10 protein-coding genes are annotated in these 13,812 nt (G+C 63.7%); 7 read left to right on the forward strand and 3 right to left on the reverse strand.

What is annotated here, in order from left to right; translation table 11 throughout:
* Positions 1 to 416 precede the first annotated feature (416 nt).
* Together NJG22_RS20965 and NJG22_RS20970 are read right to left on the reverse strand one after the other, a co-directional pair.
* Complete coding sequence (locus NJG22_RS20965) at positions 417 to 1,637, reverse strand: CaiB/BaiF CoA-transferase family protein (protein ID WP_253097425.1); 1,221 nt, start codon at positions 1,635 to 1,637, stop codon at positions 417 to 419.
* Positions 1,638 to 1,652: 15 nt separating this feature from the next.
* Positions 1,653 to 2,834, reverse strand: coding sequence for an acyl-CoA dehydrogenase (locus NJG22_RS20970; protein ID WP_253097426.1), 1,182 nt, complete (start codon positions 2,832 to 2,834; stop codon positions 1,653 to 1,655).
* 164 nt (positions 2,835 to 2,998) lie between these two features.
* Between NJG22_RS20970 and NJG22_RS20975 the strand changes: the two genes are divergently transcribed.
* The 5 genes from NJG22_RS20975 (at position 2,999) to NJG22_RS20995 (ending at position 8,905) form a co-directional block, all read left to right on the forward strand.
* The gene (locus tag NJG22_RS20975; RefSeq protein ID WP_253097428.1) at positions 2,999 to 3,898 is read left to right on the forward strand and encodes a LysR family transcriptional regulator; all 900 of its coding nucleotides are present in this window, start codon (positions 2,999 to 3,001) and stop codon (positions 3,896 to 3,898) included.
* Positions 3,899 to 4,335: 437 nt separating this feature from the next.
* Positions 4,336 to 5,457, forward strand: coding sequence for a Re/Si-specific NAD(P)(+) transhydrogenase subunit alpha (locus NJG22_RS20980; RefSeq protein WP_217851795.1), 1,122 nt, complete (start codon positions 4,336 to 4,338; stop codon positions 5,455 to 5,457).
* Positions 5,458 to 5,468: 11 nt separating this feature from the next.
* Positions 5,469 to 5,783: an NAD(P) transhydrogenase subunit alpha gene (locus NJG22_RS20985; RefSeq protein ID WP_008097413.1), complete on the forward strand. Its 315-nt coding sequence runs from the start codon at positions 5,469 to 5,471 to the stop codon at positions 5,781 to 5,783.
* Between the two features lie 2 nt (positions 5,784 to 5,785).
* A complete protein-coding gene (locus NJG22_RS20990) occupies positions 5,786 to 7,222 on the forward strand; it encodes an NAD(P)(+) transhydrogenase (Re/Si-specific) subunit beta (protein WP_217851793.1) in 1,437 nt (478 codons plus the stop codon).
* A 189-nt stretch (positions 7,223 to 7,411) separates the two neighbouring features.
* Positions 7,412 to 8,905, forward strand: coding sequence for an acetyl-CoA hydrolase/transferase family protein (locus NJG22_RS20995; protein WP_023631270.1), 1,494 nt, complete (start codon positions 7,412 to 7,414; stop codon positions 8,903 to 8,905).
* A 152-nt stretch (positions 8,906 to 9,057) separates the two neighbouring features.
* Here the strand turns inward: NJG22_RS20995 and NJG22_RS21000 are convergent, their stop codons facing one another.
* The gene (locus tag NJG22_RS21000) at positions 9,058 to 10,725 is read right to left on the reverse strand and encodes a bifunctional diguanylate cyclase/phosphodiesterase (protein WP_253097430.1); all 1,668 of its coding nucleotides are present in this window, start codon (positions 10,723 to 10,725) and stop codon (positions 9,058 to 9,060) included.
* 256 nt (positions 10,726 to 10,981) lie between these two features.
* Between NJG22_RS21000 and rep the strand changes: the two genes are divergently transcribed.
* Both rep and NJG22_RS21010 read left to right on the forward strand, forming a co-directional pair.
* Positions 10,982 to 12,991: a DNA helicase Rep gene (rep, locus tag NJG22_RS21005; RefSeq protein ID WP_253097432.1), complete on the forward strand. Its 2,010-nt coding sequence runs from the start codon at positions 10,982 to 10,984 to the stop codon at positions 12,989 to 12,991.
* A gap of 221 nt (positions 12,992 to 13,212) precedes the next feature.
* Positions 13,213 to 13,785, forward strand: a complete 573-nt coding sequence (locus NJG22_RS21010) for a xanthine phosphoribosyltransferase (protein WP_011536381.1) — start codon at positions 13,213 to 13,215, stop codon at positions 13,783 to 13,785.
* Positions 13,786 to 13,812: the final 27 nt, after the last annotated feature.

Here is a 13,812-nt window from a genome sequence, read left to right on the forward strand (position 1 = left end):
CGCTGCGATCTCTCGTAGCGGGAGGCGAATCATACAGCGTTACAACCTGCTGTCAACCACCTTTTTCACCGCTTTCGATGTGAAACCGAAGCCCTTGCACCGATTTCGAACTCGCTTAACTCGTTGAATTTCAAGGAGTTTCGCGTTCCGTTGTCGCTGGAAGTGGGGCGCATTATAAGGGGATCTGGAACCGCGTCAACCTTTAATTTCAAGAAATTGAAATATTTAGGGAGAGACCACGACAGGGGCCTGCCGCAACACCTTCAGCGCCTGTGAGACCTATCGGCGAACACCTCGCAAAGCCAGCCCAATCTCAAGACAGCCCCTGCCGACCCCAACACCTATCTATGTAGCCCCCAAAACAAAACCGGGGAGACCTCCCAGCCTCCCCGCTATCTCCTACCTATATAGAAGCCTCAAACCACCCCAGCCTCCCGCAACCGCTGCACATCCCCCGCAGCCAGCCCCAACACATCCCCCAACACCGCCTCGGTATGCTCGCCCAACAACGGTGGCGCCAGACGATACTCCACCGGCGTCTCCGACAGCCGGAGCGGGCTGGCCACCTGCGGCACACTGCCCGCCAACGGATGCGGGACATGCACCGCCAGCCCCCGCGCCAACACCTGCGGGTCCTGGAACATCTGCCCCAGGTCATTGATCGGCCCACAAGGCACGCCTGCTTGCTCCAAAGCCGCCACCCACTGCGCCGTGGTCTTGAACACCGTCGCCTGGCGAATCAGCGGGATCAGCTCAGCACGGTTGGCCACTCGCTGCTTGTTAGTAGCAAACCGCGGGTCGTCCGCCCACTGCGCCTGCCCCGCCACCTCGGCAAACTTGCGGAACTGCCCGTCATTGCCCACGGTAAGAATGAAGTTGCCATCCGCCGTCGGGAAATCCTGGTAAGGCACGATATTGGGATGCGCATTGCCCAGCCTGCGCGGCGGCGTACCGGTGGTGAGATAGTTCATCGCCTGGTTCGCCAGGCAGGCCACCTGCACATCCAGCAACGCCATATCGATATGCTGGCCAACCCCGGCCTGGTCACGGTGGGCCAGCGCTGCCAGGATCGCCACGGTGGAATACAAGCCGGTAAGGATGTCGGTCAGTGCCACGCCCACCTTCATCGGCCCAGCCCCCTCCTCGCCCTCCGGGCGGCCCGTCAGGCTCATCAAGCCGCCCAACCCCTGGATCATGAAGTCGTAGCCGGCGCGCTTGGCATAGGGCCCGGTCTGGCCAAAGCCGGTGATCGAGCAATAGACCAGTTTCGGGTTGACGGCCTTGAGGCTGGCGTAATCGAGCCCGTAAGCCGCCAGGCCACCCACCTTGAAGTTCTCGATGACCACATCCGACTTCGCCGCCAACTCACGCACCAGGCGCTGGCCTTCGGGCTGAGTGAAGTCGATGGTCACCGACCGCTTGTTGCGGTTGGCCGACAGGTAATAGGCCGCCTCGCTGGTGTTCTCGCCCTGGGCATCGCGCAGAAATGGCGGCCCCCAGGACCGCGTATCATCTCCTGCCCCTGGGCGTTCGACCTTGATCACGTCGGCCCCGAGGTCGGCAAGAATCTGCCCTGACCAAGGGCCAGCCAATACCCGGGAAAGATCCAGCACCCGCAAATGGGAAAGCGCGCCCATGGCCTGGCTCCTCTATTAATAGAACGCCTGAATGCCAGTTTGCGCACGCCCCAGGATCAGCGCATGCACGTCATGGGTGCCTTCGTAGGTGTTGACCACCTCGAGGTTGACCAGGTGCCGCGCCACGCCGAACTCGTCGGAGATACCGTTGCCGCCCAGCATGTCGCGCGCCAGGCGGGCAATGTCCAGCGCCTTGCCGCAGGAGTTGCGCTTCATGATCGAGGTGATTTCCACCGCTGCGGTGCCTTCGTCCTTCATGCGCCCCAGGCGCAGGCAACCTTGCAGGGCCAGGGTGATCTCGGTCTGCATGTCGGCCAGCTTCTTCTGGATCAGTTGGTTGGCAGCCAGCGGGCGGCCGAACTGCTGGCGGTCCAGGGTGTACTGGCGGGCGGTGTGCCAGCAGGCCTCGGCGGCGCCCAAGGCGCCCCAGGAGATGCCGTAGCGGGCCGAGTTCAGGCAGGTGAACGGGCCTTTCAGGCCACGCACGTCGGGGAAGATGTTCTCTTCCGGCACAAACACGTTGTCCATGACGATTTCACCGGTGATCGAGGCGCGCAGGCCGACCTTGCCGTGGATCGCCGGCGCGCTGAGGCCTTGCCAGCCCTTTTCCAGGACAAAGCCGCGGATATCACCGGCATCATCCTTGGCCCAAACCACGAATACGTCGGCGATCGGGCTGTTGGTGATCCACATCTTCGCGCCCGTCAGGCGGTAGCCGCCATCGACCTTGCGTGCCCGGGTGATCATCGAGCCTGGGTCGGAACCGTGGTTGGGTTCGGTCAGGCCGAAGCAGCCGATCCACTCGCCGCTGGCCAGCTTCGGCAGGTACTTCTGCTTCTGTGCCTCGGTGCCGAACGCGTTGATCGGCACCATCACCAGCGACGATTGCACGCTCATCATCGAACGGTAGCCAGAGTCGATGCGCTCCACCTCGCGGGCGATCAGGCCGTAGCACACATAGTTCAGGCCGCTGCCGCCATATTGCTCGGGGATGGTCGCGCCGAGCAGGCCGACTTCCCCCATCTCGCGGAAGATCGCCGGGTCGGTCTGCTCATGGCGGAACGCCTCCAGCACGCGCGGCGCCAGCTTGTCCTGGGCGAACTGATAAGCGCTGTCGCGGACCATGCGCTCTTCTTCAGTGAGCTGCTGGTCGAGCAGCAGCGGGTCGATCCAGTTGAAGCTTGCTTTACCGGCCATGTGCGGATTCCTCAAACAGTGGGAAACGAATTGTTGTGCTGCATTGATCCTAGGCTTGATCGGGCAGCGGAACAAACGAGGATTGCGCACCATTTAGTGATATTTTCTCACTCCATGAACAGCCAAAAGCCCTGGTTAACGGCGAACAAGTGAGGTTGACGTACATGCGCCGCAAGATTCCCAGCACCACCGCCCTGGTCTGCTTCGAGGCCGCGGCCCGTCACGAGAGCTTCACCAAGGCCGCCCACGAACTGGCCCTGACCCAAGGCGCCGTCTGTCGGCAGATCGGCGGGCTGGAAACCTTCCTCAATGTGGAACTGTTCCGGCGTTCGCGCCGCGGTGTGAAGCTGACCGAGGCCGGGCTGTCGTACAGCCGCCAGGTCGCCGCGCAGCTGGATGCGGTGGAGCGCGACACCCTGTCGGTGATGCGTCAGCAAGGCGCCAACGTAATCGAGCTGGCGGTGGTACCCACCTTCGGCACCCAGTGGTTGCTGCCGCGCCTGAAGGACTTCCAGCATCGCCACCCCGAGGTCACGGTCAACCTGACCAACCGCACCCGCCCCTTCCTGTTCGCCGACACCGCCTTCGATGCCGCCATCTACTTCGGCGACGCCGACTGGTCGGGCACCCAGGCGCACCGGCTGATGGGCGAGAACCCGATGCCGGTCTGCAGCCCGGCGTTGCTGGCCGGGCTGGATGACCTCGATGCCCGGCGCATCGGCGAACTGCCGCTGCTGCAACAGACCACCCGCCCCTACGCCTGGCGACAATGGTTCGCCAGCCTGGGCATGAGCGTGGAGCGGGACATGACCGGCCCACGCTACGAGCTGTTCTCGATGCTGGCCCAGGGCGCCATGCATGAGATGGGGATTGCGCTGATCCCGCCCTTCCTGATCCAGCGCGAGCTGCAGGAAGGCCGACTGGTGGTCGCTAACAGGCATGCCCTGGCCAGCGACAAGGCCTACCATCTGATGATCCCCGAGCGAAAGGTGGAGTCTGCCTCGCTGCGGGCTTTCCGCGACTGGCTGGTGGCCCAGGCGCGGCAGTACACCGCGGAGAAGTAGCGCGGAAGCGGATAAGTTGACTTCGTAGTCAATTATTTTAAACACCTACAGATATATGGATTTGTCGCAAATCCGTAATCTGTTCCGTTCGCCAGGTAAAACGCAGCAACCCTAGGCCCTGCGCGGGTTTGCAGCTTATTTTGCGACATTCAGCAAGCCGACAACGAAAACAGCGAAATATTTTTCAATTTTTCTCCTAAGCTCCGAAGAGCGCGTACTTGACGGGCCGGAACCCAATCGTTGCGACATACGGTCACAGGGTGACTTGTAGTTTTAACTTCGTTTCGCTTCAGAACCGGTTGAAGGCCCAAAGGTTCGTCTGCAAAATGCCTTCCCGCCCCGGATTCGGCGGGGTCGTGCTCTACGACCGCCCAGCCGCACCACCCGAAGTGCGCTGGTTTCTACAAAGACAAAAGGTCACCGCAGGAGACAAAGTCGTGCACATTGGTGTTCCTCTCGAGACGCAGACGGGTGAGACAAGGGTCGCCGCAACCCCGGAAACCATCAAGAAACTGGTTGGCCAGGGCCATCAGGTCACCGTGCAACGGGGGGCAGGGCTCAAGGCCAGCATTCCGGACAGTGCCTATGAAGCCGTGGGCGCCACGCTGGGCGAAGCCGCCGACGCCTTCGGCGCGCAGCTGGTGCTCAAGGTGGTCGCGCCCAACGACCAGGAACTGGCGCTGATCAACAGCTCCAGCCTCCTGGCGGGCATGCTCAACCCGTTCAACAACGAACTGATCGCCAAGATGGCCGAGCGCGGCATCACCGCCTTCGCCCTGGAGGCGGCCCCGCGCACCTCGCGCGCGCAGAGCCTCGACGTGCTGTCTTCGCAGGCCAACATCGCCGGCTACAAGGCCGTGCTGCTGGCCGCCCACCACTACCCGCGCTTCATGCCCATGCTGATGACCGCCGCCGGCACCGTTAAGGCCGCCCGCGTACTGATCCTCGGTGCCGGCGTGGCCGGCCTGCAGGCCATCGCCACGGCCAAGCGCCTGGGCGCGGTGATCGAGGCATCCGACGTGCGCCCGGCGGTGAAGGAGCAGATCGAGTCCCTCGGCGCCAAGTTCATCGACGTGCCCTACGAGACCGACGAGGAGCGCGAGTGCGCCGAAGGCGTCGGCGGCTATGCCCGGCCAATGCCGGCCAGCTGGATGCAGCGCCAGGCCCAGGCCGTGCACGAACGCGCCAAGCAGGCCGACATCGTCATCACCACTGCGCTGATTCCCGGGCGCAAGGCGCCAACCCTGCTCAGCGCCGAGACCGTGGCGCAGATGAAGCCCGGTTCGGTGGTCATCGACCTGGCCGCAGCCCAGGGCGGCAACTGCCCGCTGACGGTGGCCGACCAGGTGGTGATGGAGAACGGCGTGACCATCGTCGGCCCGACCAACCTGCCAGCCCAGCTCGGTGCCGATGCCTCGGCGCTGTATGCACGCAACCTGCTGGACTTCATGAAGCTGCTGTTCGACAAGGACGGCAACCTGGTCATCAACCTCGAAGACGACATCGTCGCCGCGTGCCTGATGTGCCGCGACGGCCAGGTCGTGCGCAAGAACGGCTGAGGAGCACGACAATGGAAGACATGCTGATTTCCCACGGCATTTACAACCTGATCATCTTCGTGCTGGCCATCTACGTGGGCTACCACGTGGTGTGGAACGTCACCCCGGCCCTGCATACCCCGTTGATGGCGGTCACCAACGCCATTTCCGCGATCGTCATCGTCGGCGCCATGCTGGCCGCCGCGCTGACCGTCACCCCGGCCGGCAAGGTCATGGGCACCCTGGCCGTGGCACTGGCCGCGGTGAACGTGTTCGGGGGCTTCCTGGTCACCCGCCGCATGCTGGAAATGTTCAAGAAGAAAACCAAGAACGAGGCGCAGAAGTAAGCATGAGCATGAATCTGGTAACGCTTCTGTACCTGGTCGCCTCGGTCTGTTTCATCCAGGCGCTCAAGGGCCTCTCGCACCCGACCACCTCAAGGCGCGGCAACCTGTTCGGCATGATCGGCATGGGCATCGCGATCCTCACCACGGTCGGCCTCATTTACAAGCTTGGGGCTGAGCTGGCCACGGCCGGCATCGGCTACGTCATCGTCGGCCTGCTGGTCGGCGGCACGGCCGGTTCGATCATGGCCAAGCGCGTCGAGATGACCAAGATGCCCGAGCTGGTCGCCTTCATGCACAGCATGATCGGCCTGGCGGCGGTGTTCATCGCCATTGCCGCGGTGCTCGAACCGCAGTCGATGGGCATCGTCGCCGCCATCAGCGACCCGATCCCCACCGGCAACCGCCTGGAGCTGTTCCTCGGCGCGGCGATCGGTGCCATCACCTTCTCGGGCTCGGTGATCGCCTTCGGCAAGCTGTCGGGCAAGTACAAGTTCCGCCTGTTCCAGGGCGCACCGGTACAGTTCGCCGGCCAGCACAAGCTGAACCTGATCCTGGGCCTGGCCACCATCGCCCTGGGGCTGCTGTTCACCTTCACCGGCCACTACAGCGCCTTCACCCTGATGCTGGCCCTGGCCTTCATCATGGGCGTGCTGATCATCATCCCGATCGGCGGCGCCGACATGCCGGTGGTGGTGTCGATGCTCAACAGCTATTCGGGCTGGGCTGCGGCCGGTATCGGCTTCTCGCTGAACAACTCGATGCTGATCATCGCCGGCTCCCTGGTGGGCTCCAGCGGTGCGATCCTCTCGTACATCATGTGCAAGGCGATGAACCGTTCGTTCTTCAACGTCATCCTTGGCGGCTTCGGCGGCGACACCGACACCGGCGCGGCCCAGGGCTCGAAGGAGCAGCGCCCGGTGAAATCCGGCTCGGCCGACGACGCCACCTTCCTGCTGAGCAACGCCGACAGCGTGATCATCGTGCCCGGCTACGGTCTGGCGGTAGCCCGCGCCCAGCATGCGCTCAAGGAGCTGACCGAGAAGCTCACCCACAACGGCGTGACCGTGAAGTACGCGATCCACCCGGTGGCAGGGCGCATGCCCGGGCACATGAACGTGCTGCTGGCCGAGGCCGAGGTGCCGTACGACCAGGTGTTCGAGATGGAAGACATCAACGCCGAGTTCGGCCAGGCCGACGTGGTACTGGTGCTGGGCGCCAACGACGTGGTCAACCCGGCGGCGAAGAACGATCCGAAGTCGCCGATCGCCGGCATGCCGATCCTCGAGGCGTTCAAGGCCAAGACCATCATCGTCAACAAGCGCTCCATGGCCAGCGGCTATGCAGGCCTGGACAACGAACTGTTCTACCTGGACAAGACCATGATGGTGTTCGGTGACGCGAAGAAGGTCATCGAGGATATGGTCAAGGCGGTGGAGTAAGGCTTTTCGCTGCAAACCGCGCGTTATAAAGAAGGCCCCGGCGAGATTCGTCCCGGGGCCTTTGCGTTTCGATGATCCAGATCAACGGCTCTATTCCAAGGTTTCTCATACGACCATGGTCGTGGGACGGCAAGGGGCAATACCTCTAGACTGCGCTGCAGTAGTTTCAGTAGCCCGAGATAACAATCCATGTACCGTGATCGTATCCGCTTGTCCTCCCTGCACAGCAAGGTAATGAGTGCGGCCGATGCCGCTGGCCTGATCGAGGACGGCATGACCGTCGGCATGAGCGGCTTCACCCGCGCCGGCGAAGCCAAGGCCGTGCCCCACGCCCTGGCCGAACGCGCCAAGCAGTCGCCGCTGAAGATCAGCCTGATGACCGGCGCAAGCCTGGGCAACGACCTCGACAAACAACTGACCGAGGCCGGCGTGCTGGCCCGGCGCATGCCGTTCCAGGTCGACAGCACCCTGCGCAAGGCCATCAACGACGGCAAGGTGATGTTCATCGACCAGCACCTGTCGGAAACCGTCGAGCAGCTGCGCAACAAGCAGCTGACCCTGCCGGACATCGCGGTCATCGAAGCGGTGGCGATCACCGAACAGGGCCATATCGTGCCGACCACCTCCGTCGGCAACTCGGCCAGCTTCGCGATCTTCGCCAAGCAGGTCATCGTCGAGATCAACCTGTCGCACAACGCCAACCTCGAAGGCCTGCACGACATCTATATCCCGACCTACCGCCCGACCCGCACGCCGATCCCGCTGGTGAAAGTCGACGACCGCATCGGCAGCACCGCGATCCCGATCGACCCGGCCAAGATCGTCGGCATCGTCATCAGCGACCAGCCGGATTCGCCCTCCACCGTGCTGCCGCCTGACCACGAGACCCAAGGCATCGCCGACCACCTGATCGCCTTCCTCAAGGGCGAGGTGGACGCCGGGCGCATGAGCAACAACCTCGGCCCACTGCAGGCTGGCATCGGCAGCATCGCCAACGCCGTGATGTGCGGCCTGATCGAGTCGCCGTTCGAAAACCTGACCATGTACTCCGAAGTGCTGCAGGACTCGACCTTCGACCTGATCGACGCCGGCAAGCTGAGCTTCGCCTCGGGCAGCTCGATCACCCTGTCGAGCCGTCGCAATGCCGACGTGTTCGGCAACCTGGAGCGCTACAAGGACAAGCTGGTGCTGCGTCCGCAGGAGATCTCCAACCATCCCGAGGTCGTCCGTCGCCTGGGTATCATCGGCATCAACACGGCGCTGGAGTTCGACATCTACGGCAACGTCAACTCGACCCACGTCTGCGGCACCAAGATGATGAACGGCATCGGTGGCTCGGGCGACTTCGCCCGCAACGCTCACCTGGCGATCTTCGTCACCAAGTCGATTGCCAAGGGCGGCGCGATCTCCAGCGTGGTGCCGATGGTCAGCCACGTCGACCACACCGAGCATGATGTGGACATCCTGGTGACCGAGGTGGGCCTGGCCGACCTGCGCGGCCTGGCACCACGCGAGCGCGCCCGGGTGATCATCGACAACTGCGTGCACCCAGACTACCGCGCGGCGCTCAACGACTACTTCGAGCGCGCCTGCCAGCGTGGTGGACACACCCCGCACATCCTGCGCGAAGCGCTGAGCTGGCACGAGAACCTGGAAGAAACCGGGCGGATGCTGGCCGGTTGATCATCTTTACGGCTTGAAATTGCCGGGGGCGCTTTGCGCCCCGTTCGCGACGCAAGGCCGCTCCTACAGAGGACCGCGGTCGCCTGTAGGAGCGGCCTTGCCGAGGCGTCGGACCGGTCGGAAAGGGCTGCAAAGCAGCCCCCATGCGCAATCTACAAGGTCTGCAGCTGAGCCAGGCTCGGTACCCGCAACAGGTACTCGATCAACTCAGCCACCGGCAACGGCCGGCTCACCAGGAAACCCTGCACCTGGTCGCAGCCAAACGCCCGCAGCAGCGCCAGCTGCGCCTCACTCTCGACCCCTTCGGCGACCACCTCCAGGTTGAGGTTGTGCGCCAGGTTGATCATCGCGTGCACCAGCTTGGCGTTTTCCTCGCGCTGCTCCATGCCGCCGACAAAGCTGCGATCGACCTTGAGCAAGGTGATCGGCAGGCTGTTCAGGTGCACGAACGAAGAGAACCCGGTGCCGAAATCGTCCAGCGAAAAACGCACACCCAGGCGGCCCAGGGCATCCATGGTCTGGCGCACCAGTTCGTTGCGGCGCATCACCGCCGTTTCGGTCAACTCGAATTCCAGCCAACGCGCATCCACGCCATGCTCGACGATCAGCCGGCTCAGGGTGGCCAGCAGCTGGCTGTCCTGGAACTGGCGGAAACTCAGGTTCACCGCCATGTGCAATGGCGCCAGGCCATGCTCGCGCAGGGCCTGCATATCGCTCAGCGCGCGGGAGATGACCCAGTAGCCCAGCGGCACGATCAACCCGCTCTGCTCGGCCAGCGGCACGAACTCGGCAGGCGGCAGCAGGCCGCGCTCGGGATGGTTCCAGCGTACCAGCGCCTCGAGGCCGACGATGCGCCCATCGGCCAGGTTCAGCCGTGGCTGGTAGTGCAGCTCCAGCTCGTCACGGCGCAGGGCGCGGCGCAGCTCGCTCTCCAGGTCGGCGAGGCTGCGGGCGTTGCGGTTGATCCGCTCGTTGAACACATGGAAGGTACAACCCTGGCTGCCCTTGGCCTGGCGCATGGCGATGTGCGCATGCCACATCAAGGGGTCGGCGCCGGCCTGGGCGCGGGCGTGGGCGATGCCCAGGCTGCAGCCGAGCAACAGGCTCTCACCGTCGACCCAGTAGGGCTCGGTCAGCGCCTCGATGATGCCTTCGGCCAGCCACTCGGCGCGGTTGGGGTCGCGGCGCGTATCGATCAGCAGGGCGAATTCGTCGCTGCCCAGGCGCGCCAGCTGGTCGCCGGCCGCCAGCTGCTTCTTCAGGCGGGCGACCACCTGCAGGATCAGCCGGTCGCCACCCTGGTGGCCGAGCGCGTCGTTGACGTGGCGGAAATTATCGAGGTCCAGATGCCCCAGCGCCAGGCCACGGCCATCGTTCTCGGCCAGGCGCGCGGTGAGCAGTGCCTGGAAGCCCTGGCGGTTGGCGATGCCGGTCAACGGGTCCTGCTCGGCCAGGCGCTGCAAGGTGGCGACCAGCACGCCCCGCTCGCGGACATGGCGCAAGGAACGACGCAGGGTGTCGGTGCTCAGTTGCGCCAGCACCAGCCAGTCGCTCACGCCTACCGGTGCGCTGGCCGGCTCCTGCTCCAGCAGCAGGATGGTCGGCAGCTCGCAGCGCCCAGGGGCCGGCTGCAAGGCCGGGGTGGCCAGCACCACCGCCTGGCGGTCATGGGCGAACAGGCTGTCCACCGCCGCCCAGTTCGGCGCGGTCAGCAGCACGACGCTACCGCCCAGCGGCTGCAGGCACTCGCGCAGGTGCGCGGCCCATTCCGGCTCATCGGCCAACAGCAGCAAACGCAGGGGTTCGACAGGCGTGGACAAGCGGGCTCCTTAGACGAGGACGGTGAAACGACGAGCGCGGGCCATCCTACCCGAATAAGTGAAAATGATTTTCACTTTTAATCATTGCCCATCCGTGGCCGCCATCCCGACGCAATTTGACGTGCATCCTGCGCGAAAGTAGCAGAAGCGGCAAATCCGATTCGCGCCCTGCATCACACTGTCAGACGGTCGCGCATTAAAGGCCCCATGCCTGCTAGAATGCGCGGCTATTTTCTGGCGACCCCCGGTTTCTAGCATGTCCCGACTCAATCCCCGGCAACAGGAAGCCCGTGACTACGTCGGCGGCCCTCTTTTGGTGCTCGCCGGTGCAGGCTCCGGCAAGACCAGCGTGATCACGCGCAAGATTGCCCACCTTATCCAGAACTGCGGCATCCGCGCCCAGTACATCGTCGCCATGACCTTCACCAACAAGGCCGCGCGCGAGATGAAGGAGCGGGTCGGCACCCTGCTGCGCCCGGGGGAAGGCCGGGGCCTGACCGTGTGCACCTTCCACAACCTGGGCCTGAACATCATCCGCAAGGAGCACGAGCGCCTGGGCTACAAGCCGGGGTTCTCGATCTTCGACGAGTCCGACATCAAGGCGTTGCTGTCGGACATCATGCAAAAGGAATACTCCGGCGACGACGGCATCGACGAGATCAAGAACATGATCGGTGCCTGGAAGAACGACCTGATCCTGCCCCCTGAAGCCCTGGAAAAGGCCCGCAACCCGCGCGAGCAGACCGCGGCCATCGTCTACACCCACTACCAGCGCACGCTCAAGGCGTTCAACGCGGTGGACTTCGACGACCTGATCCTGCAACCGGTCAAGCTGTTCCAGGAGCACCCCGAGGTGCTCGAGCGCTGGCAGAATCGCGTGCGCTACCTGCTGGTGGACGAATACCAGGACACCAACGCCAGCCAGTACCTGCTGGTGAAGATGCTGATCGGCATGCGCAACCAGTTCACCGTGGTCGGCGACGACGACCAGTCGATCTACGCCTGGCGTGGCGCGCGTCCGGAAAACCTGATGCTGCTCAAGGAGGATTACCCCTCCCTGAAAGTGGTGATGCTCGAGCAGAACTACCGCTCCACCAGCCGCATCCTGCGCTGCGCCAACGTGCTGATCGCCAACAACCCGCACGACTTCGAGAAGCAGTTGTGGAGCGAAATGGGCGTGGGCGACGAGATCCGCGTGATCCGCTGCAAGAACGAAGAAGCCGAGGCCGAACGCGTGGCCATGGAAATCCTTACCCTGCACCTGCGCACCAACCGGCCGTACAGCGACTTCGCCATCCTCTACCGGGGCAACTACCAGGCCAAGCTGATCGAGCTGAAGCTGCAGCACCACCAGGTGCCGTACCGCCTGTCCGGCGGCAACAGCTTCTTCGGGCGCCAGGAGGTCAAGGACCTGATGGCCTACCTGCGCCTGCTGGTGAACCCGGACGACGACAACGCCTACCTGCGCGTCATCAACGTGCCGCGCCGCGAAATCGGCTCGACCACCCTGGAAAAGCTCGGCAACTACGCCACCGAGCGCGGTATCTCGATGTACGCCGCCAGCGAGGAGCTGGGCCTGGGTGAGCACCTGGACGCGCGTTACACCGAGCGCCTGCAGCGTTTCAAGCACTGGCTCGACGGGGTGCGCCACAAGGTTGCCCTGGACGACCCGATCGCCGCGCTGCACGAGATGATCCGCGACATCGACTACGAAAACTGGATTCGCCAGCAGACCGCCAGCGACAAGGCCGCAGAGTTTCGCATCAGCAACGTCTGGTTCCTGGTCGAAGCGCTGAAGAACACCCTCGAGAAGGACGAAGAGGGTGACATGACCATCGAGGACGCCATCGGCAAGCTGGTGCTGCGCGACATGCTCGAGCGCCAGCAGGAAGAGGAAGAGAACGCCGAGGGTGTGCAGATGATGACCCTGCATGCCTCCAAGGGCCTGGAGTTCCCCTATGTGTTCATCATGGGCATGGAGGAGGAAATCCTCCCCCACCGCTCGAGCATCGAGGCCGACACCATCGAGGAAGAACGCCGCCTGGCCTACGTGGGCATCACCCGCGCACGTCAGACCCTGGCCTTCACCTTCGCCGCCAAGCGCAAGCAGTACGGTGAAATCATCGACTGCACGCCAAGCCGGTTCCTCGACGAACTGCCGCCGGACGACCTGGCCTGGGAAGGCCTGGACGATGCGCCGGTCGAGGTGAAGGCCGCGCGCGGCAACAACGCGCTGGCCGATATCCGGGCAATGCTCAAACGCTGATCAACCATTACTCTTTAACTTTGCCGCATTTTGCGGCCACGGTGGCTTGTATGGCCGATTTGTGAGTTCAAATTCGAGTGCCAGGGTTCGGCACACAAGGCGACACGACGAGTCGTAGCCCAGCTACGGCGAGGAGTGGCAACGCAGTGTGACGAAGTCTGGCGCCGAAGTTGGACTTACAAATCGGCCATACAGGCCACTCATTACATCGGAGACACACAGTGGAAGCACTGCAGCAGAAGATTCGCGAAGAAGGCATCGTGCTTTCCGACCAGGTACTCAAAGTCGATGCGTTTCTAAACCACCAGATCGACCCTGCCCTGATGCAGCTGATCGGTGACGAGTTCGCCCGTCTGTTCGCCGATTCGGGCGTGACCAAGATCGTCACCATCGAAGCCTCGGGTATCGCCCCGGCGGTGATGACGGGCCTGAAGTTGGGCGTGCCGGTGATCTTCGCCCGCAAGCACCAGTCGCTGACTCTGACCGAGAACCTGCTGACTGCCTCGGTGTACTCCTTCACCAAGCAGACCGAGAACACCGTGGCGATCTCGCCGCGCCACCTCAACAGCAGCGACCGCGTGCTGGTGATCGACGACTTCCTGGCCAACGGCAAGGCGTCGCAGGCGCTGATCTCGATCATCAAGCAGGCCGGCGCCACCGTGGCGGGCCTGGGTATCGTCATCGAAAAGTCGTTCCAGGGCGGCCGTGCCGAGCTGGACAGCCAGGGTTACCGCGTCGAATCGCTGGCCCGGGTCAAGTCGCTGGAAGGCGGCGTGGTCACTTTCATCGAGTAAAGCCTTGCTCGTACCCTGTAGGAGCGG

The organism is Pseudomonas sp. VA159-2 (genome assembly GCF_024126635.1).
Taxonomy (GTDB): domain Bacteria; phylum Pseudomonadota; class Gammaproteobacteria; order Pseudomonadales; family Pseudomonadaceae; genus Aquipseudomonas; species Aquipseudomonas muyukensis.

Excerpts from the sequence above, each read along its gene's own strand:
- NJG22_RS20965 (WP_253097425.1), bottom strand. The coding sequence starts at position 1,637 with ATGGGCGCGCTTTCCCATTTGCGGGTGCTGGATCTTTCCCGGGTATTG.
- NJG22_RS20970 (WP_253097426.1), bottom strand. The coding sequence starts at position 2,834 with ATGGCCGGTAAAGCAAGCTTCAACTGGATCGACCCGCTGCTGCTCGAC.
- NJG22_RS20975 (WP_253097428.1), top strand. The coding sequence starts at position 2,999 with ATGCGCCGCAAGATTCCCAGCACCACCGCCCTGGTCTGCTTCGAGGCC.
- NJG22_RS20985 (WP_008097413.1), top strand. The coding sequence starts at position 5,469 with ATGGAAGACATGCTGATTTCCCACGGCATTTACAACCTGATCATCTTC.
- NJG22_RS20990 (WP_217851793.1), top strand. The coding sequence starts at position 5,786 with ATGAGCATGAATCTGGTAACGCTTCTGTACCTGGTCGCCTCGGTCTGT.
- NJG22_RS20995 (WP_023631270.1), top strand. The coding sequence starts at position 7,412 with ATGTACCGTGATCGTATCCGCTTGTCCTCCCTGCACAGCAAGGTAATG.
- rep (WP_253097432.1), top strand. The coding sequence starts at position 10,982 with ATGTCCCGACTCAATCCCCGGCAACAGGAAGCCCGTGACTACGTCGGC.